19 protein-coding genes and 1 pseudogene are annotated in these 19,224 nt (G+C 35.1%); 4 read left to right on the top strand and 16 right to left on the bottom strand.

Annotation, left to right across the window (positions count from 1 at the left end):
• Nucleotides 1-144: 144 nt before the first annotated feature.
• Nucleotides 145-711: pseudogene (locus M3183_RS24925) on the top strand (transposase); the annotation flags it as partial.
• 1,064 nt (nt 712-1,775) lie between these two features.
• Nucleotides 1,776-2,750: a polysaccharide deacetylase family protein gene (locus M3183_RS24920; protein WP_251474365.1), complete on the top strand. Its 975-nt coding sequence runs from the start codon at nt 1,776-1,778 to the stop codon at nt 2,748-2,750.
• Nucleotides 2,751-3,493: 743 nt separating this feature from the next.
• On the opposite strand, the gene M3183_RS24915 is transcribed toward M3183_RS24920, so the two are convergent.
• From M3183_RS24915 to mobQ, 13 genes are all read right to left on the bottom strand, one after another.
• Nucleotides 3,494-4,039: a CBO0543 family protein gene (locus M3183_RS24915; RefSeq protein ID WP_251474362.1), complete on the bottom strand. Its 546-nt coding sequence runs from the start codon at nt 4,037-4,039 to the stop codon at nt 3,494-3,496.
• A 41-nt stretch (nt 4,040-4,080) separates the two neighbouring features.
• Nucleotides 4,081-4,488, bottom strand: coding sequence for a nucleotidyltransferase substrate binding protein (locus tag M3183_RS24910; RefSeq protein WP_251474360.1), 408 nt, complete (start codon nt 4,486-4,488; stop codon nt 4,081-4,083).
• Nucleotides 4,457-5,431: a recombinase family protein gene (locus M3183_RS24905; protein WP_251474357.1), complete on the bottom strand. Its 975-nt coding sequence runs from the start codon at nt 5,429-5,431 to the stop codon at nt 4,457-4,459. The genes M3183_RS24910 and M3183_RS24905 overlap by 32 nt, the downstream gene beginning before the upstream one ends.
• Complete coding sequence (locus tag M3183_RS24900; protein ID WP_251474354.1) at nt 5,428-5,619, bottom strand: hypothetical protein; 192 nt, start codon at nt 5,617-5,619, stop codon at nt 5,428-5,430. Before M3183_RS24900 ends, M3183_RS24905 begins: the two co-directional genes overlap by 4 nt.
• 57 nt (nt 5,620-5,676) lie before the next feature.
• Complete coding sequence (locus tag M3183_RS24895; protein ID WP_251474351.1) at nt 5,677-5,901, bottom strand: hypothetical protein; 225 nt, start codon at nt 5,899-5,901, stop codon at nt 5,677-5,679.
• Between the two features lie 377 nt (nt 5,902-6,278).
• The gene (locus tag M3183_RS24890; protein WP_251474347.1) at nt 6,279-6,842 is read right to left on the bottom strand and encodes a type II toxin-antitoxin system PemK/MazF family toxin; all 564 of its coding nucleotides are present in this window, start codon (nt 6,840-6,842) and stop codon (nt 6,279-6,281) included.
• Nucleotides 6,843-7,830: 988 nt separating this feature from the next.
• Complete coding sequence (locus M3183_RS24885; protein ID WP_251474335.1) at nt 7,831-8,034, bottom strand: hypothetical protein; 204 nt, start codon at nt 8,032-8,034, stop codon at nt 7,831-7,833.
• Nucleotides 8,035-8,370: 336 nt separating this feature from the next.
• Complete coding sequence (locus M3183_RS24880) at nt 8,371-9,831, bottom strand: pentapeptide repeat-containing protein (protein WP_251474333.1); 1,461 nt, start codon at nt 9,829-9,831, stop codon at nt 8,371-8,373.
• Nucleotides 9,831-10,058 carry a hypothetical protein gene (locus M3183_RS24875; protein WP_251474330.1) on the bottom strand — a complete coding sequence of 76 codons (228 nt, stop codon included), beginning with the start codon at nt 10,056-10,058 and terminating at the stop codon, nt 9,831-9,833. The genes M3183_RS24880 and M3183_RS24875 overlap by 1 nt, the downstream gene beginning before the upstream one ends.
• Nucleotides 10,059-10,071: 13 nt before the next feature.
• Nucleotides 10,072-10,491, bottom strand: a complete 420-nt coding sequence (locus tag M3183_RS24870; protein WP_251474326.1) for a prominin family protein — start codon at nt 10,489-10,491, stop codon at nt 10,072-10,074.
• Between the two features lie 76 nt (nt 10,492-10,567).
• Complete coding sequence (locus tag M3183_RS24865) at nt 10,568-10,744, bottom strand: hypothetical protein (RefSeq protein ID WP_251474323.1); 177 nt, start codon at nt 10,742-10,744, stop codon at nt 10,568-10,570.
• Entirely contained in the window at nt 10,745-12,064 is a 1,320-nt protein-coding gene (locus M3183_RS24860; RefSeq protein WP_251474321.1) for an ArdC-like ssDNA-binding domain-containing protein, read from the bottom strand.
• A 144-nt stretch (nt 12,065-12,208) separates the two neighbouring features.
• Nucleotides 12,209-14,215 carry a MobQ family relaxase gene (mobQ, locus tag M3183_RS24855; RefSeq protein ID WP_251474315.1) on the bottom strand — a complete coding sequence of 669 codons (2,007 nt, stop codon included), beginning with the start codon at nt 14,213-14,215 and terminating at the stop codon, nt 12,209-12,211.
• A 218-nt stretch (nt 14,216-14,433) separates the two neighbouring features.
• On the opposite strand from mobQ, the gene M3183_RS24850 reads away from it, so the two are divergent.
• Together M3183_RS24850 and M3183_RS24845 are read left to right on the top strand one after the other, a co-directional pair.
• On the top strand, nt 14,434-14,676 hold the full coding sequence (locus M3183_RS24850) for a hypothetical protein (protein ID WP_251474312.1): 243 nt from the start codon (nt 14,434-14,436) through the stop codon (nt 14,674-14,676).
• Nucleotides 14,677-14,678: 2 nt separating this feature from the next.
• Nucleotides 14,679-14,948: a DUF3847 domain-containing protein gene (locus tag M3183_RS24845; protein WP_251474310.1), complete on the top strand. Its 270-nt coding sequence runs from the start codon at nt 14,679-14,681 to the stop codon at nt 14,946-14,948.
• A gap of 764 nt (nt 14,949-15,712) precedes the next feature.
• Here M3183_RS24845 and M3183_RS24840 read toward each other — a convergent pair.
• The 3 genes from M3183_RS24840 to M3183_RS24830 all read right to left on the bottom strand — a co-directional run bounded on the left by M3183_RS24840 (nt 15,713) and on the right by M3183_RS24830 (nt 18,217).
• Nucleotides 15,713-16,168, bottom strand: a complete 456-nt coding sequence (locus tag M3183_RS24840) for a GNAT family N-acetyltransferase (protein ID WP_251474306.1) — start codon at nt 16,166-16,168, stop codon at nt 15,713-15,715.
• Nucleotides 16,169-16,649: 481 nt separating this feature from the next.
• Nucleotides 16,650-17,150 carry a hypothetical protein gene (locus M3183_RS24835; protein ID WP_251474303.1) on the bottom strand — a complete coding sequence of 167 codons (501 nt, stop codon included), beginning with the start codon at nt 17,148-17,150 and terminating at the stop codon, nt 16,650-16,652.
• 221 nt (nt 17,151-17,371) lie between these two features.
• Nucleotides 17,372-18,217 (bottom strand): ArdC family protein, encoded by an 846-nt coding sequence (locus M3183_RS24830; protein ID WP_251474300.1) that lies wholly within the window; start codon nt 18,215-18,217, stop codon nt 17,372-17,374.
• Nucleotides 18,218-19,224: the final 1,007 nt, after the last annotated feature.

Raw genomic sequence — 19,224 nt, 5'->3', positions numbered from 1 at the left:
TCCAATTCCAAAATCATGAAATTTGATCATAAAAAAACTCCCCCTTTTAATATGCAAAAAATTTAGCATATTGTTCCAGAGAAGTATATAGACAATTCCGAAGGAATTTGAAAATATTAGAGATATTCTTGAGGATATAAAGTGGCTGTTTACACTATTGGAGTAACAGAAGGACATGAGATGGCCCGTATTGAAATCGCCACACTCGTCCGCCGTTACCATCAGCTAGAACAAGATATCGAAAGCATAACTCAACACTTGGTTGAACTTGTAAAAACATCTGTAGAATACGAATGGCTATCCACGGTACCGGGGCTTGGAGATACAACGATTGTTGACCTATTAGCGGAAATCGGAAGCTTTTCACACTACCAAGATCCACGCCAACTAATCAAACTCGCGGGATTAACGTTACGTGAAAATTCCTCCGGCCAGCATAAAGGGCAAAAACGCATCTCCAAAAGAGGCAGGAGAAAGCTTCGAGCCCTCCTTTTCCGAGTAATGATGCCAATGATTCTCCACAACGAAGCATTTAAAAAGTTACACGAGTATTACACAAACCGTAAGGTTAATCCTTTACGCAAGAAGCAGTCCATCGTGGTTCTATGCGGTAAATTATTAAAAGTATTACATGGAATTAGCACTAAGCACAAAGCGTTCAACTCACAGCGAATGATGAGGGATATTCCTAGTCTCGAAGAGGCTGCGTAAGGCCCTACATCCCCTTGAAAAGACCTAGACAACAGGATGACACGGAGAAGCTGGCAATATATTCACCATTCGACCTAGAGTCCCTAAGGGAGCTTCGCTAGCCTCTGCCTTATGACTAGACCGAACGAAGGAATGTAGGCACACACAGATGCCCAGAGACATGGGAGGGTACGTCATCATAAGCAACGCAGAGATCCATTGTGCATCGCATAATTTTCTATCACTACTATCCACTATTATCCAGTAGCGTACCCATAAGTTGGAATAGTTTCACATAATATAAAAATATTGTTAGGAATCGTGTCGAAAAATATTTTTTTGACACCCCACTAACGGGTCAAACCGTTGATATATCAACATTTATAGAGGGAGGTTATTTTAATAATAACTTTATCTTTTTATTTAAATTCAGCATGGAACTTTAGTTTTATAACTTCTAAAAGTCAAAAAATTAAACGAGATGCAGGACAAATCACTATTTAAAAAGGTAGTGCCCCTTAATAAACTATGAATAATATCGTCTTGCGAGGGGATATTACGTTTGAAATAATTTTTGAAGGAGGAATTGTTAACAAACCACAATATAAAAATTAACATCGGCAGAAGTTAAGAATCTTTGTTTATTTTATATGAACGATAGTGCATCTATAAGTACGATTATGCACTTCCTAGAACACGTTAAGGACCAACAAGTTCGCTCTGTGTCTCGAATTTTCAATGAGAAAAAAATCCCCAATCCAAAGAGATCGGATCAAGGAGACACCTCGGTTGTATACTGATGATTTTTACCTCTTCTACATACAAAATATGGCCCGTTTAGATATATGAATACTTTACATCTAAATGAGTCAGAACGATTATTAAGTAACGGAAAATATGCTGGCTTATGCAAAAAAGATTAGAAAGTGGATTAAATATAAATGAATAAATAAAAACATAGTTTTTCACAAGTGAATGTAAAGTAGGAGAAAAATGGAAAAAGACGACCGAAAAGTGGAAATATTGCTATGAAAATTAACTAAAGTCTTCAGGTTAAATTAAACTACTATCCAAAGGAAACTAAAATGAAAAGAAAATATACCACGTATCTTATATCATTTTCAATTATGTTAGTATTGACTTTAGGAATCTCTACTAACCCTTATAAAGTGATGTCCCAAGGGTCTAATTTTAAAAGTGAAAACATAACTTCTATAGAAATTAATAAAGATGATCTTTATAAAAAAATTCAAGAGTACAGAAACCAGCATAAAATTAAACCGATTGACGCAAAAGTTGATAGGATATGGAAGGCGATACCTGGATACAATGGATTGGATGTAAATATTGAGGCTAGTTATCAAAAAATGAAATCTACTGGTGATTTTGACAAAAACAAAGTGGTTTATAAGGAAAAACCTCCAAATGTCCATTTAGAAAATCTAGGACCCAACCCGATTTATAAAGGAAATCCAGAAAAGCCTATGGTGGCGTTATTAATAAATGTTGCTTGGGGTAATGAGTACATTCCAACGATCCTTACCACACTAAAGGAATCCAAGGTCAAGGCGACATTTTTTTTCGATGGTAGCTGGGTTAAAAAGAATCCTGACCTAGCTAAGATGATCTATCGGGAAGGCCATGAAATTGGAAATCATGCTTATAGTCATCCTGATCTTAAGAAGCGCTCTAAAAGTGATACCATACAAGAGTTAGAAAAGACGAATGCTCTCATTGAAGAAACCATTGGCATAAAACCGAAGTGGTTCGCACCGCCCAGCGGAAGTTTCAACCAAGTTACCGTTCAAGTTGCAAATGACCTTCATATGAGAACTATTTTGTGGACAGTTGACACAGTAGATTGGAAAAAGCCTTCAGCATCAGAAATGGTAAGTCGTATTATCACAAATGTAGATAACGGCTCGATGGTTCTTATGCATCCAACAAAGCCCGTTGCAGAAGGGCTAGAAGATATGATAAAAGGTATTAAGGAGAAAGGATACCAACTTGGTACCGTAAGTGATCTAATGAGTGAAAAACGTATAGATAAAACGAGTTGAAATACCAATTATTCAAATCAGTGACGGATAATAAAATTCGGAGGGACTTCCTTATTTGGATATTCCTCCGATTGTACCGGTATGCTATTTGTTATAATTCAATAAGAACTTTCTGATTTCCTGGGTAGATATTCTTAATCATCAGAATCTAAATTATTTATTATTTTTACATCTGAATTCACCTTTTCTATATGGCCCTAGGATTCTTCATAAAATGATTCCCATTGTAGATATAAATTTAAAGCTGAATAATAATCTTCCATGTTAACTTTTGAATTTAAACGTAACTTTTTCTGTAATTCACTATATGCCAAGTCCCATTCCTCAATGCTTTTTAAATCGAAGAGCTTTGAAAACCATGGCTTCATTCTATGCCAAAAAAGATAAATATAATCACACCATTTCAATAATTCTTCACGGTATTTGATTTTCAGTCTCTATCTCCATCCTTTGATTTTGACCTAGTAAGCTGTTACCACTTTTTACTTTTAGTAGAGCATTTCCTCACCTTGTATACCATATCATCAAAAGAACGTATAAAATCACGCTGTGATTCAGGTTAATTTTCTTTCTTTTTAGCTGGAACGCCCCCCGTTACTACCTCGAACGCCATTTTTATAAAACAATCAACAAGGTGCTGCTGTGTTCTAAAGCTATGTTATACTTGAGAATTAGGGCTTAGGTGGTAATGAAGGAACTAAAATTTAGCTATACTATTTCTTAAATTTTCTACAGAAACCCATTTAAGATTCCTGAAATGAATTTCTGGAATAAATGTAGTGAGATATTAGAAATAAAACAATGTAAATAGGAAAGGAATAGAGATATTTCCATTTTATCGGGTCATATAACTTTATCCAAACCGCAAGTGGTTCGGCAACAAAAGCACTAATTGTTGCGAAAATGAACGCTTTTATATAGGGATTAGGTGTGTTTTTCATTTGAAGTAAGAACATTACAAATACAGGTAAAAGGGAAGTGTTCCAAGGAATAGAAGCAGGAATAAATGGGATAACTGCATATTGGTAATACCAAAAACCTAGTTGAACTCCAAGTGAGTCCAACCAATAGGAAATAAACATAATGAAGAATCCAGCGCTTAAAAAGCGCATTGTACTCTCTTTTTTTCTAAGTAGTACCCATATGATCCAAGGAAAAATGGTCAAACTTACGCCAACCCACCATTGCCACGTGAACAGTACATGTTCTACCCATAATGTTTGTAGTTCCATATTTACCTCATGAGTTTTCTTATATAACTGTTCAACTTTTTGCACACCACCATTCATATCTTAGCGCTCCCTAAATTTAACTATTTTCTATAAAACATCTACTTTACTTTTGTTATTTCTTTTTCCAACTTATCGTACAGGTCCGACAAAAGATGACTATATTTATTTTTAACTTTTTCATAAATTAGTTTAGCTTCTTCCTCATCATAAAGATGAGAAGTTTTATTGCGATCTACCATCATATCAATCCATTGCTCCCCATCCTCAATTAAACCATATGTAAATGCTTCTTTTATCGTTGTCCTGGGACTTTTAATGTCAGTAATCCCCATAAATTCTAAGAACATTTTCATAAGCTTCCAACTTAATTCAAATGTGAACTCAAATCGCTGAATGACACCGTCGTAAACAATATCAGCTTCGAGTTGAATTTTTGTTGCTTCGTTAAGTCTAGAAGTTGCACGTTTATAATCATTAAGCTTCTCGTAGAGCCTTTCCTTGTTCATAGATAACCACACCTTCTCTTTTAATATTAGAAATCAGTTTCTCTTTCGTTAAACGATCCATAAAAACAACATCAATTTTAAAGGGGGTCAACATTTCATAAATTGCTTGTTCTATTAAGTTTTGGTCGGTATGGGAAATTCCCTTTGTAAAAACAGCTAAATCAATATCAGAAGACCAATGGTAATCCCCTCTTGCTCTTGAACCAAATAAAAGAACTTTTTCAATATGATTATTCTTCGAGCAGTAACTTTGTAATTCTCGAATAAAGCGTTCTGATATGCCCGTTGTATTCCAGTGAGCATCTATCATAGTTCCACCTCGATCCTTTATGTCATACATGTTTTCCCGTTCACGTTTAATATTATAAATGGTATTTCTTGAAAGGCCTGTTTTATGGTGTATATACATCACACTTTCACCAGCAGCTAATAATCGAACTACTTCATCATAAACAATTTTATCCTTCCCCTTAGCTTCTCCATGGTACTTCTTTTTCCTTCCAGTATAAACACCTTTTTCTTTTGCAATTTGGATTCCTTCCCGTTGGGCAGTTCTAATTCGGTTTCGCTCCTCATCCACCATCCAGGACAAAAGAGTTAAAACAAGGTCGGAAACTAACTGACCAACTCCTTCAAGTTCCTTATATTTTCTGGTATCGAGAATCGGCATATTCAGGACTACAATGTCTATCTCTTCATCGATTATCGATTTCCATTCATTACGAATTTCTTGTTTATTCCGACCGAATCGGCTTAGATCATGGACGACAAGCACATCACCGAATCTCATTTTGGATCTCATTTCACGATAAACAGGTCTTGAAAAATCTTTTCCGGATTGTTTTTCCGAATAAATCTTTTCACATCCGAATGCTTCTAACTCCCTAAGTTGGCGATCTAAATTTTGATCAGTGAAACTCACCCGTGCATAACCAAAAATCATTTTCCTTCCTCTTCCTTTGAAATAATTTTATACTGAAAAGTAGAAGGTAAACTGATTTTTATTCCTTCGATAAATGCTTCGGCTGCTTTTAGATTTTCAAAAGTTACTTCTTTTTCTTCACCAATCACTGTATTTTCAAATTCGATTTCCTGACCATCAAGATCAAAAGCTTTTACTATGTACTTCATAAATAATCCTCCTACACTTGTAAGTAAATCAAAGAAAGTTGTTAATTAAAAATATCTTCATATTTTTTTCAATATTGATGAATCCTCTTTGTTCGTCTCTGAATTATTTTTATCTTTTTCCGAAATTACCTTATATTGGAAGTTTGGTGACAAACAGGTTCTGATTGCATTTATAAAAAATGCCAATGCTTGTTCAGAGTCAAATAGGAGGTCACTTATGATTTTATTTGCAATTTCAAGTTCTTGTCCTTCAGCATCAAATAATTTTACCTTAAATTTCATAATAGCAACTCCTATTATTAAACAACCCTTAATGAACAATCAGATACCTTGATTTTACTACATTTCCAAATGTTTATCTAGGGTATACTCAAAATGAACAAAAAAAAATAAAAAGACCCTAATTTTGATTAGGGTCCTTCTGTGTGTATAGCTTGAAGAAGCTTCCTTAGGAAGCCGGTGCCTAAAGGCTTGATAAACTATACATTTTAATATATGCAAAAGGTAAAATTAGATACATAAACGGTGAAAGAGTCACCAGATCACAAAGATGCTAATGACTCTTTCTTGAAAAGCTTTTTTAAGCCGGTGCCCATCGGGCTTGATAACGTCCATTTCTTACCTTGATAATACACTAATACCAAGAAAAAATCAAGCTTTTAGTTGGTAATACCTAATTGTGCTTTAACCATTTCCAATACTTCATCTAGTTTGTCATCTTTTAATTTGCCTATCCTTCGTTCCAACCTGGCCTTGTCTAACGTCATAATATCAGCTCCGATGATTTTCGATGGATCTTTATCTAAAGTTCCATCTTCAAGGTCAGCGTTTGTTAACTGGATATTGTTTTTGGGATCTATTTTTTTACCATCACCCTCAATGGGTACCACATTCACTTTCTCAGAGTATAGATTTTTCTTTTTATTGGAGATAATAACACACAAGTGATTCCCGTTTAATTCAGTCCCAACGTTATCTTCAGAGATGAGAGCATTATAAATCTCCCCTCTTACAGGGCGCGTTGGATGCAGTTTTTTCTTATCTGCCTTTTTTAAAACAGCATGGTCGTATGATTTTTGATCCAAACGGCACTTTTCGGGAATGGAATTGATGATAATCAAAGCTTTTCTGAAGTTTTTTTTATGAAGTGTTGAAAGCTTGTCTAATAATATGTCTTTCAACCGGTTCTTTTGAGAATCATTTAATTTATCTGTAATGGTCATCAATAGTTTCCCCCTTAATTAACGATTATAAACCATATACCATTTTTTATTAAAAGTTTTTTTAAACCATGTTACCATTTTCTCCTGACTACTCAGTTTTTTAAATTTAAAAATATCGGCCCAGAGTTTGAAAAATGGATTTGCTGAAGCAAACAGAAAGCTGCCGGAAGGCAGCTGCGGTTAAAAAATATCCAAATCGCTTAATTCTTTATCTAAGACTTAATTTAAAACCAAAAGTAACCAACATAGCATCAGTTTTTAGATATGCTTACGTCATGTCTTTTAAAATGACTATTACGTTCTGTAAGTCTTAACTCTATACCTCCAATAAATATTAATAAGGCTAATAAAAAAATGGGATGTTACAGCCTTTAAAATATAGATCTGGTTTAAAGTTAAAGAAGAGCTTACAGTTAATCCAATAAAATTAGGATTTGATTATTATATTAAAACAATAAATAAACTAAACCATCCTATTCCTAAAAACCCTAGAAGAAAGCATAATAAACTAATGATCCATACAGGGATGGATGTTGAAAACAAAACCAAACAAACATCGCCATTCACCACCATCTGGTTATTGATTGATTACACTGTTGAATCCCTTAAGCTAAAAGGGTTTTTCTTGTGATCAGTTCATAAGCAGTAGCATGTAATTTTTATGTTATCCTTGTAATTCCAATACTCCACTACTAGAATAAATTGCTTCACAGTAAGGTGGGGTGTTTTATTTAAATTTTTCTCCTAAGCTGCTTCACAATTAATCAGTTTTTAAATAGTTAATACATGAATTTTCATCGATTTTGATACCCTATTTTCAAAGATGTGAATTTATCTAGAGAATCAAAGGCATTTACATAATCTAAAATTTTGGGTATTTCCAATTTTGAAGTATATTGAAGAGTTTTTGTCCTATTTGATATTTTATGATTTTGAATTTTCTTTTTACCTACATTCAGATTTTCAAAAAGAAATTGATTTATACGACTTAAAACGCTTGCTGTTCCGTGTATTCTAATACGTGGGCGAGCATAGCCAATAGACTTACTATAAAAGAATGGTGCAATTTAATATAAGTTTTAATAAATACCTCTTCATCAAAATCACCTGATGGATAAGGTCTATCCTCATGGGTAATAGCAACCCACCCCATATCTTTAATTTTCAAAACAAAAGGATGCATATAATGCATACCGCATACCCATTGAGTATAAGGTTTAGCTTTATCTTTGCACTCATAAGAATATATAGGTCGGGTTTTCCTAACTAACTGTGAAAAATGTTCTATAACATTCTGATTAACGTTTCGAACTACAAAAGAATCAACAAGGTGAACCCCCAAACAATGGCTAAAGCTTTGGCAAATTCTATCGACTTAAAAAAATTGTCAAACCATTCTATCTCCTCTTCCGTAAGTTCAAATACATGGGGGTTTTTCGACGGAAAATAAGGTAATTCCATTGGATAAACACCTCATTTCATTCTCTTTATTTTGGATGGCGAAAGTTCCATATTTACTCAAATAAATTCACCTTTCAAATCCCGGTCCTTTATCTAAACTTTTTTCATACTGAAGAAAATTCATTAATCCATCCTTCGCGTCATGGAAGGTATCAAAATTTGCATGATCGATCGGTTTATTTCTTTTGGAAAGCAACTGATACCGCCCTTCACTTCCTTCGAAGTGGATAGCTAAGCCGGAAAATTCTTTTTCCCTAATAGTGACTTGTTTTATGTTTTCCCGGCTAATTCTATCCAAAAGCACGGGGGAAAATCTTGTATTCTCAAACTCTACATTTTTTAGCTGCGCTTCTTGGAAATAAATTCGTTGTACCGGTTTGTCTAACCCCTTAGAAACAGGTGTTAATTCCATGTCTACAAATCTAGTGTTTTCTAAAATAGTTCTACTTAAATTGGTCCGAATCAAACTACAGTCCTGAAATGTTACGTTCGATAAATTCGCGCTATCTAAATTGGTGATTTTAAAAGAACACAAATCAAATTCAGAGCCGTAAAAATTCTTATTGACCAGATCCATTTCATGAAAACGACAACGATAAAATATGGCTTGTTGAAGATCTTTACTCTTCATTTCGCAAGTAGAAAAATCTAACCCATTTAATATGAGTTGCTTTCCTTCTCGGCCATCTGTGCCCAACCAAATTTCATGTTGTTTAACTTTTTCGTCAAGGACTTCTTGTGCTAATTCTGAAAGGGGATGGAAATCTCGGTGAGGATCTATGTTGTTATGTAGAAAATTAATATTTTTAAATTCTATAGAAAGATTATTTTGAAGAACATGGTATCGTGAGTCTAATCGAAGCACATCTTGTACAACACTTACACTTTGAAGTTTTCTTAAAAACACCTCTTTATCATCACTTGTTGTAATGGTTGCTTTATTTGAATAGCCGTTAGAATCAAATGTCAGGGAAACTTGTTGAAAAGGAATTCCGTCTTTCTTGGTATGGAAATATATACCATTGACCCTAGTATCCAGATGGCGAATATCTTCATATTGTTGCTTTCCATATTGAACAAAGTGCAACTTTTCAGCAATAGTGACATCTTTAAATTCAGCCATAATTTTAGGATGATTCCTGTTTTCATTATCCATAAATCGTTTTATTCTATAATTATTCGTTAAATCTTGGTATTTCTCAATGATTTGAATACGCGTTTCTAATGGAAGACGTCCAATTACATCACTGATTAGTTGTTCCTGATTGATTAAAGGGAATCTATCACATTTCACAACCCCCTTAATTCCTTTTTCTTTTGTGAACTGTTCAGGAATTCCTACTTCATAAGCCCGCACAGGAATAGTACCAGCTCTACCACCTAATGTTCCAATTTGAGTTGCCGGAGCTAATAATACATCATCACCAAGCTTGCTTAGAAAGACTGCATATCTAGATTTACTTCTGCCAGTATCATCATTGAACGGATAATCTCTAACCCTAATAACATCACCTGAATACAGTCTCATTACCATTCATCCTCGACTTCGACATATTCATATTCTTCTTCTAAGAAATCCAAGAATCGATCACCAGCATCTTGCTCTGGACCCAATTTGTTAACCAACGCTTGCATGCGTTTCTTAGCAGCATCCATGTAGGGATGAAATCGAGGTTGAATTTCAAGATCCTTAATCAGTTGTTCTCTTGCTTTGTCTAAAATAGTGTATTTTTCGAGCCAAGCACTATCTTTCATATAAAATTCCTCCTTATGTTTTTACTGTAATAGATGGCTTAGGTTTAAAACTACGGTACAACACATAAACAAACGCAACAATGATGAAAATAGGTCCGAATGCAACAGCAACAATAAGCTTGATGAACCAGAACATCAGAAACAAAAATCCAGAAGCTATCATAACCGTGCCTTTCATGGCAGATTTCATAAATACATTAATCATTTTGTATCCCGTTGCAATACCTAGAAAGTAAATCCCAACATAAACCGTTGCTTTGATGTCAAATGAAGCCAAGTAATCATAAAAATTATAATTACGATAAAGCTCATAACGACGTAAATACGGTTGCAGCCAATGATGTAGGGCATAGTAATAAAGGTAACAAAAGCATATTCCCACAAAGATAGGGACGCTGAATATTCGGAAAAATGTTCTTATAAAAACCTTCATAGAGATCCCTTCTTAACTTTTTTTGTAACACAAAAGATGTGCATTTAGTGTACACTGTGATCATTGTTTCTAAAAATTATAACCAATAAAGTGGAATATACTTTTGGCTGCTCTTATCAAAACCGTAGGCTATTACATCACCATCTGTAGGTTGTTTATCCGTAAGGCCTTCTTTTTGTTTCCATTCTTCTTCAGTAGAAAAAATCGGCAGCATGCTGGCCTCAATTTCGAAAAGTTCAAAGGTTCGTTTCATCTAACTCAACTCCATTTCATGTGTTTTTTTAGAATACGATTGGACATGTTCAAAAACTTGTTGGAATTGTTCATGAGCGACTGATTGGTCATGATAAATGTCTGATAAACGTTTAATCCCGGTAAAGCCAGATTTTCCGACGAAAAATAGATCCTCATGTTGAATTTGATATAAATGAATGTACCCTTTCTTCTGATCAAGGATTTCCACATCGTTGTCTAGATAATGAACCCTATTTTCATTAAAGACACGGAACGCTTCAGCTTTCTTTTCTGTTTCTATGAGTATGCAATCTGATTGCGATCTGACCACTTCTAAATTGTTCATGAACGATTCATCAATATTCTTAGTAACAAAATAAATCTGACCAAAGCGATAAAGGGAAACTATCTCGCTGCCTTGCTGATCTGCAAGCTCTCTGATCGGAACATCAAAAGTAATTTCCTTTTCCAACACCAAATTTTCTATTTTTGTGATTAGCCGGTTCGTTTCTTTTTGGATCTCGTCCTGGTGCCTCAATAGCAATTGATCACTATTGCCGGCATAGGAAGCAAGATAAGGAAAGGTAAATCGGCTGGAATCTAAGCCAAAATATTTACAGGTTAGATAAGCAAAGCTTTCTGCTTGTGTTTCTTTTACATCTTTTCCGGAATCTTTATATTTACCTTCAGACGAATGAAAAATCGAGTGTGCATATTCATGAATAAGGGTCGTAAGCTTATTGGTTACGTCATGCTTATGATTGATGGTTATAGAGTGTTCAGAAGGTGTGTAATAGCCATATAGGCCATTTCTATCTAAGATTTTTTCGGTAACCGGTAGCTCTTCATTCAGTTTGTTTTTTAAATGATCATAAATTTTCGCTGCAAAATCACTCGGTTCAACTTTTTCTGGCACGATCGGGTTCAATGGTATGGGCATCCCTTCAGTCTGGCGAACATCATAAACTGGTACTGTTCGGAACCCTACGATTTTCGTAACCTCTTCAATTTCCTTTTGGCCAGCTTCATTTTGTTTTTCTTCTTCAAACTTCTTCTGGATAGGAGCAAGGATCTTAAGGGCCTTTTCCCCTTTAATAATTTTCCTTCCAAGGCTATTCCATGTCTTCATACCGGCTACATAAGTAGCTTGAGGATTTTGCATGTAAATCATCATTAAGTTATTAAAACTGTAACGAGGCAATTTAGCTGAAAAGTTGAGATATTCCTTGTACTTTTCATCGGTTAAAATTCCTCTGACACCTTTTACAATTTCCTCAAAATATTCCTCAGTCTTTTGTTGACGTTCCTTGTTTGACAAAGGCTGATACCGTTTCTTCATTCGTGAACACTCCTTATTAGCATCTACATGAAGGTGAGCATTAGATGACTTTTGGGGCAATTCGTCATGAACTGATCAAACGAAATACCTTTTGAGCAAAGGGTTTAACAAGGTTAATCAACTAATAATCAGTTGATAATTTGTCTAACGTTCCATACCTCTTTGCCGTTTTTTCTTCTTATTTTTATGTTGCTGTTGGAATTCATCTTCCCTCCATTTCCGATCAGCTTCACGAATGGCACTTTCCAAAATGGAGAAGAAATCGGAACCATCGGACGGGATGTAGTTTTGATAATTATTAGTTTGGGGTGTGAAGGTATTAGACGTTTCATGTGATGATTCTTTATCATTGCTAAATGATCTCACATCAAACGCAGCGTGAAGTTGGTTCATTCTTTCTAGACCAACTTCATCAGCAAACATCATACACTCATAATAAAACATACGCATGAAAGATTTGTTATCGATTTGAAAATCAGGATATTCATTAAGCAACCCTTCCCTGTGTTGACGTGAATTCTCATCATCGCTATTCATTCGATACAAAGAGAAAATAATTTTTCGTTGCTCTCCTTTGGAATACTTTCTCGGAGGGTTCGAAAAATCTTCAGGTGTAATGGTTTTTCCATAATACTCTTCTGCCATGATAAAGAATTCTTTTTGTTCAACTGTCAAATAATTTCGGCCATCCCAATTAGGATACATTTCTTCAAGTTGGTGATCGTAAAGGCGATTCATCAACTCTAAAGATTTTTCCATCTCGTTTTTTTGATTTAATAGCCATTGCATCTTGTTTAAAACATTGTCTGGAGCTTTTTTGATTGTAGACTCGTTCGCAAAGTCAATCCCGTTTACTACCCTTATTTGTTCAAATTGTTTTTCTGTATTTTGTATTTCTTTTTGAAGAGCTAAGACAAACCGGGATCTATTATTTAAAACACCATGAAGATCATGTTCAATTTGTTTTTTCTCTAAATCCTTAACAACGATTCCGATTTCTTGACTGCTTAACTTCTTACTTTGGAAAACGGTTGTTTCAACAACTTCAATCTTTTGTTCTTTCGTAAGCTCATCTTTGTTGAGAGCAGGATAATATTTATCTAAAAATCTGTTTGCTTCGTTTTCTAAAATAGATTCTGCATGATTTAAGATTTCAGTTTCTCTTTCAATCCGATTAAGTTTTTTATATTTATCAACAGAATCCGGACTAAACTCAAGTCGAGAGTTCCATTTATCTAACTGGATTTTTCGATTGCGAATGTTTTCACCATTTACAAATAACCTTAAAATTTTTGCTGATTCACGTAATTGTTTTTTCTCTAACGGAGTAAAACGCCGGATGAATTTTTCGTTTCGTTGCTTGATCTGCTTTTCTCTCTTTGCTTCTTGAAGTTCAACTACAACTTTGTTGTACTCTTTGCGGTCATGGTTAATCTGAATTCTATCGGAATGTTTACCTTCATTTTTTATCTGTCTTGCGACAAAACCCTCATGTATGGTTGGCAAAGTTTCAAGCCCTCTGTCTTTATTCGATAAATGAGTAATCCTTTCAGAAAACCCATTCTTCTCTAAAGAACGATTAGCATAAATAGCCCATTGTTCTCGCCAGTAAAGAAGTTTTTCTTTTGTATTCCAATCGGTTGTATGTAGAGCTTTAATCCGTTGTTTCCCATTGACCATTTCTTTCACTTTTATTTGTTTGTTTCCCCAAGAACCGTCCTCATTAAAAGGGCGAATAGTCAACATAACATGAAAGTGAGGATTCTCTTCGTCATCTCGATGGATCGCCAGATCTGCTATCATTCCATCAGCAACAAAAATTTCATTACAAAAGTCGATCGCAAGTTGTTCTTGATCTTCATGAGAAAGTTCTTTTGGTAACGCAACATTGATTTCTCTGGCAAGTTGGGCATTCCATTGCTTTTCTTTTTTTTCTACTTCATTCCATAACTTTTGACGATCATAAACCCAATTAGGTGCATGACTAGGCGCAAGAATATGAGTAACAGGTTTAACTTGCCTTTTATAAAATTTAGTCTCATTTGTTCTCTCATCTTTCAATCGTTCTCCGGAACGATAAGCAGCAGCAGCAATTGTATTTTGTTGTTTTTTTCGGGATATGATTTGATTAGAGAAATGATAAATCGCCATAGTCAATGCACCTCACTTTTCTTTACTAACATGAGCGAAGTGAATTTTTCAGACGCTTCACGTGTTTGGTTTCTTCAAAGAAGGAACCAACGCACGATACAACGAAAAGTGGTATATAAGTGCGCCCTTAGCCTCGCTTTTCGGGACCATTATATCACTTTCCATGTTTTGGCTCAAATGATATAATATAACAAAATAGCAAAAAAGAGGTGCAAAACATGGCAAAGCAGAATACAAAAGAACAGATTATAAGCATTGAAGAGCAGATTAAGAGATTGAAAGAAAAGCAAAGGCGAATTTTAACAAATTCGCAAAAAGAGATTGGTAAGTATCTAATGGATACATGGGGAATTGAGGATGTGAGTGAAGCTAAAAACATAATTGATCTATGTAAGGATCAAGTTGTCTCTTTAAAAGAGGTATCATCATCCAATGAAGAAAATAAAAAATTGGACAACTAAAAATGGAAAATGATGAAATAAGGAAAATTAACAATAAAATAAAAGTATTAGAGCAAAAGAAGAAAATTCTTGAACATAAAATATCAAGTGAGGATAGAAAGGCCAGAACAAGAAGACTTATTCAAAAAGGAGCCTTGCTGGAAAAATACTTAGAAGCTGAAAATGAATCTATAAAGGACATTGAAATTCTATTGAAGGTTTTAGCAGATTTCAGAAATAGAAATTTAGAATATGTAAACAGACAAATTCAAATTCTAAAAGATGATCAATAACCTTTTTCAAGTGTGAATGGATATTTAATCTATATTGAAAATGGCAGCCAGTATAAAAAAACGCATATGTGATAGAACATGCAATGATAAAATTTACATTAGAATAGGCTGAATCGTCGATTTAAAACAGATCGACCTTGCCAAGAGCTTACCGTGGATGCCACAGAATTAAACTGGGGAGATAAGTCCACAGAACATCCCTGTTATCTTGTGCCCATAATAGACCTTTACTTTGTAAAATTCCGACTTTTAAAGTAAGTCATCATCCAACTGTAAGTCTTGCTTTAAAACCATTGCATGAAGCTATGGAAGCACTACTTATTCTTCCTTATCGCACTACTATTCATCTAGATCAAGGATTTCAATACCAATATCATTTCTGGGTAAAAGAGCTTAAGGAACATCATATGTTTCAAAGTATGTCATGTAAAGCAACTTGTCTTGATAATGCAGCAGTGGAGAGTTTCTTCCACCTTTAAAATCTGAAACAGTTCACCTTTTCGACTGACTACCATTCTTATGAAAAGGTCGCTCAGGCCGCGGCAGATTGAATTAGTTACTATACTAACGATCGAATTTAAGAAAAACTCGGTGGCAAAGGCCCTGTAAAGTACAGGCTTCTTACCACCGAGAAATCAGCATAATATTTTTGTCCACTTTATGAGGTAGGATCATCTCCGTAATTATATAGAGAAATTGGGCATTTTTCATTACGTAATTAAAGCGCCCGATAGTGGAATATGAAATAAAATTATCATGCTAAATCAAGAAATATTCATTGTCATTAATACTCTGGATTCACTTGTAACGTATCCATTTTTTCTAAAAAACAACTCGGGTTTACCTTTGCCTCTCTCAGTTGATAAATATACCGTATCAATGTTTTTCTGTTTAAGGATATCTCTTAAATATTCTAATAAACTCGTACCAATCCCATTTGTTTGAACATTAGTTAGAACGCAGATTTCATTTATGTAGAAGTTCATGCTATCTGCCCATTGTTCTGCGTTTCCAACTAAGAAACCAATCATTTCATTATTAGAATTAAAATAACCTATCCCTATGTAACCAGGAGTATTACTTATATCTAACAATCGTTTGTATGATGAATGTAAACTCCAAGGTTCATTCCAAGGATTGGAACAAAAAACATCAGTAAAAATGATTGCTGCTTCTTCTAAATCCTTTTCTGTTAATAATAAACGAACTATATTCTGCATTAATAATTCCTCCTTTCAATAAATCTACCACAACTTTTCATTTAACCTAATAAATCTTCAACTAACTCCCTTTCTTTCATTTTCTTTAAAAGTATTGCTCCACAATATGGCCCTTTAATGGAGTAAGTTTCCGAACAGGAACTTAATATTACCTTTTCAGCACTTTCCTTAACATTCTCAAAAATCAAAGCGAGAAGGGCGAACCATGGAATCTCCTCATGGTACGGATTGATCTTATTAATGTATTTCAGCACCTGTTTTAATTTTTCATTCTTGCCTCATCTAGGTGAGTATGAATATACATTTTCACTAATGCATTTGAAAGGTTTGTATTTCGGATACTAGCATCTAACAGTAAGGCTGTAGCCTTCGATGGGGTCACATCCTGGGCACAGGATAAGGAAAAAATATTTTCATAGACACAGTCCAAAGTTATTTATATTGCTCTTATAAGCGATTTGATATTAATAAATGTATAAAGTTAGTTTTTAATCGGCTTAGGGTTCTGAATCACCATATCTTTTTTGGCGGACTCCTCCATTTTCGCTGCAAGAGTTTGAATATAAGAATCTGTTAATTTAGCAGGGTAATATCCAATCCGTTCACGGATTAGGTTTTCAAGAACAAAACATTTCCGGGTGGCTTTTTCATATTCCCTAAAGGTGTATTGCTCTGCTTCCGTATACTCGTCTGCTCCTACCTTCATTGCCCGAATAAGGATGTATCGTTGCTTGTAAATGTCCGTTCTTTCTTTTCTGGCAAATTTTAAAAGGAACAGCAGCTCAACTGTTGAAAAACACATAAGCTCTGGAGTACTTTTATCCAAATCAGACAAAGAAGGCTGTGAAAAGGGTAAAAGATTTTTCCTTTTTCCATTTTCCTGAACATCCCCATAATCCAGGTTCATCATACAAAAAGAGCAATAGTAATCATGCCCCCCATTAGAATTAACAGGGCTTCCGCAATATGCACAGGTTTTCATCTAGTATCATCCTTTCCTCTTATATATATTACGGTGCCATTAAAACCGGCCAAAAAACCGGTATGAGGTCTTATCGACATCTTTTGTAGCCCTAATGCAAAATAAACCACTTGAAAAATTTAGTACTTTTAAATTTACCTCAACATTCCGATATTTCTATCCACCGGCAGCATATCTACCGGTGGGTTTTTACTTTTACTTTATCCACTCATCTTTTTACTTTATCTTATTGGCAGATTTTTTGTTTCTCCTAAAATATAATCTGCTGCTTTCTGTGCCTGAGCAGCTGCATGAAGGACTAAGCGGCTCTCTTTTTTTAAAGTTCTTAACCACGAATCGATGTAGCTTGCACTATTTTCAATTGTGCTGTTATCAATTCCAGCCACTCCACATAACATCGCCGCACCCATTTCTGCAACTAATTCCTCTTTTGAATATACCTCATCCCCAAATGCAACTCCATTAGTTGTAATACCAGGACGCGCTAATCGGCTTTGGTGTCCTGTAGAATGTACGATTTCATGAAAAAGGGTGGAATAATACTCCTCAGGCACCTTAAAATCTGTAAGCGGGGGACAATTGATTCTGTCCCATGTCGGATAATAAACGGCCTTTCCCGAATAAAATGTGTAATCGGGAGAATCGATATACCCTCTAACAATTTCCTCAGCCTTTTCGATTGGGTCATGGTGAAAGACTTCAATGTTTCTTTTACTCTCTAATCCGGTACATTGCTTATTAATCTCCCAAACTCGATAATAAAAGGGTTTTGCGAACGCCTTTTTCTCCTTTGTTTCTTCGTCTTCTTTCTCTTTCCAAAGCCAATAGACAATAAGGTGGGAATTTTTTAGTTCCTCTTTTTTAATTCGTCCGCCTGCTTCTAAAATCTGTTTCTTGGAGGCATATTCACCCGGATCCACTAGAAAAAGATTAATTCCTCGGTATGGTATTTGGGTTTTCCAGTTAACTGTGTTTGAATGGGTCCAAGGCTGTCGCCATGGTACAACACCCTTTTCCAACTTTCCAATGATTTTCTCAGTGATGATTTCATACACGCTTTTTGCCATTTGTATTTCCTCCTTTGATTTTTGCTTCTTTGCCTTCCGAAGCGATATAGTTCCCCAATGGGGATTAATTTTGCCCTTTTGGCATGGAGAATGAAAAACACGCATAGGCAAGCGGTCAAGGGATCAGCACAAACAGTTTTTTATGTTGCGAAGTGCCCTTAATAAAAAAGTTTTTTGCCCCTTGGCGGCTTGCCTGCCTTCTTAGCTTCCAGCCGGAAAGGTTCGGGTGTCCTGCCGGCTGAAAGGTTAGAAGACTTGCGTGTTTTACGATTCGGAAGGCAAAAGGGCAAATTTAAATAAAATAAGCAGCCGTTTGGCTGCCTTCTGCTTTTGCTTTTGAGTTTTCAAGACTTTTGGCTCGTTCGGTGTGGCGGCCTCAGCCGTAAATGGAACAGGAACCTACGGAAAGTTAAGAAAGGCGCTTTTCCCTTTCTTTACAGACCGTGGTTATCGGGCCATTTAATGCCGAAGCGACACGTACGGAATGACGGAAAGCGTTCTTTGCTTTATGATCAGTCCGTAGCGCTGCCATCCAGGATAGTCTGTATCCTTTTAACTCATATTTTTAAAATCATTCCTTCTAAAGAAAAATCACAGCCTTAAGGCTATATAACGATCAATAATGTAAAAATTTATTAATTAGCATTAAAGCTGTTTTAATGCTAGAAAATTTAAAAAGGGAATGTATATACTTTTTGTTCGTTTAAACCTAGTCTTATCAGAGTTTACTGCACAAATTGTTAAGACTTTTAAACACCAAAAAGTGTTGAGTGCCCAACTGTCCCTCTACTAGGTAAAGAATGGATTTGTTCAAAAATTATTCACATTTACCTAAAATAATAAAAGGAATTAGCCATTTTTGATGTCGAATAGAATAGAGAAAAGGAGCATTCCTGTTAGAAGGATTTTCGGGGACTTGAACAAAAAGGAGCCCTCTTGGTATGATACGGGGTGTCAAATCGTGGCGAGATGACCCCTAACTTAGTTAACCAAGGAGGACTCCAATA

The organism is Neobacillus mesonae (genome assembly GCF_023715155.1).
GTDB lineage: Bacteria > Bacillota > Bacilli > Bacillales > Cytobacillaceae > Neobacillus > Neobacillus mesonae_A.
Note: the sequence above shows the minus strand (reverse complement) of the source record. Positions and strands in the feature narration are given on the sequence as shown.

Bases quoted from the DNA above. Each gene is read 5' to 3' on its own strand.
- mobQ (WP_251474315.1), bottom strand. From the start codon at position 14,215: ATGGCGATTTATCATTTCTCTAATCAAATCATATCCCGAAAAAAACAA.
- M3183_RS24880 (WP_251474333.1), bottom strand. From the start codon at position 9,831: ATGAGACTGTATTCAGGTGATGTTATTAGGGTTAGAGATTATCCGTTC.
- M3183_RS24885 (WP_251474335.1), bottom strand. From the start codon at position 8,034: ATGCATTATATGCATCCTTTTGTTTTGAAAATTAAAGATATGGGGTGG.
- M3183_RS24875 (WP_251474330.1), bottom strand. From the start codon at position 10,058: ATGAAAGATAGTGCTTGGCTCGAAAAATACACTATTTTAGACAAAGCA.
- M3183_RS24870 (WP_251474326.1), bottom strand. From the start codon at position 10,491: ATGAAGGTTTTTATAAGAACATTTTTCCGAATATTCAGCGTCCCTATC.
- M3183_RS24905 (WP_251474357.1), bottom strand. From the start codon at position 5,431: ATGATTTTTGGTTATGCACGGGTGAGTTTCACTGATCAAAATTTAGAT.
- M3183_RS24895 (WP_251474351.1), bottom strand. From the start codon at position 5,901: ATGAAATTTAAGGTAAAATTATTTGATGCTGAAGGACAAGAACTTGAA.
- M3183_RS24850 (WP_251474312.1), top strand. From the start codon at position 14,434: ATGGCAAAGCAGAATACAAAAGAACAGATTATAAGCATTGAAGAGCAG.
- M3183_RS24900 (WP_251474354.1), bottom strand. From the start codon at position 5,619: ATGAAGTACATAGTAAAAGCTTTTGATCTTGATGGTCAGGAAATCGAA.
- M3183_RS24910 (WP_251474360.1), bottom strand. From the start codon at position 4,488: ATGAACAAGGAAAGGCTCTACGAGAAGCTTAATGATTATAAACGTGCA.
- M3183_RS24835 (WP_251474303.1), bottom strand. From the start codon at position 17,150: ATGAAAACCTGTGCATATTGCGGAAGCCCTGTTAATTCTAATGGGGGG.
- M3183_RS24890 (WP_251474347.1), bottom strand. From the start codon at position 6,842: ATGACCATTACAGATAAATTAAATGATTCTCAAAAGAACCGGTTGAAA.
- M3183_RS24830 (WP_251474300.1), bottom strand. From the start codon at position 18,217: ATGGCAAAAAGCGTGTATGAAATCATCACTGAGAAAATCATTGGAAAG.
- M3183_RS24860 (WP_251474321.1), bottom strand. From the start codon at position 12,064: ATGAAGAAACGGTATCAGCCTTTGTCAAACAAGGAACGTCAACAAAAG.
- M3183_RS24840 (WP_251474306.1), bottom strand. From the start codon at position 16,168: ATGCAGAATATAGTTCGTTTATTATTAACAGAAAAGGATTTAGAAGAA.
- M3183_RS24915 (WP_251474362.1), bottom strand. From the start codon at position 4,039: ATGAATGGTGGTGTGCAAAAAGTTGAACAGTTATATAAGAAAACTCAT.
- M3183_RS24920 (WP_251474365.1), top strand. From the start codon at position 1,776: ATGAAAAGAAAATATACCACGTATCTTATATCATTTTCAATTATGTTA.
- M3183_RS24845 (WP_251474310.1), top strand. From the start codon at position 14,679: ATGGAAAATGATGAAATAAGGAAAATTAACAATAAAATAAAAGTATTA.
- M3183_RS24865 (WP_251474323.1), bottom strand. From the start codon at position 10,744: ATGAAACGAACCTTTGAACTTTTCGAAATTGAGGCCAGCATGCTGCCG.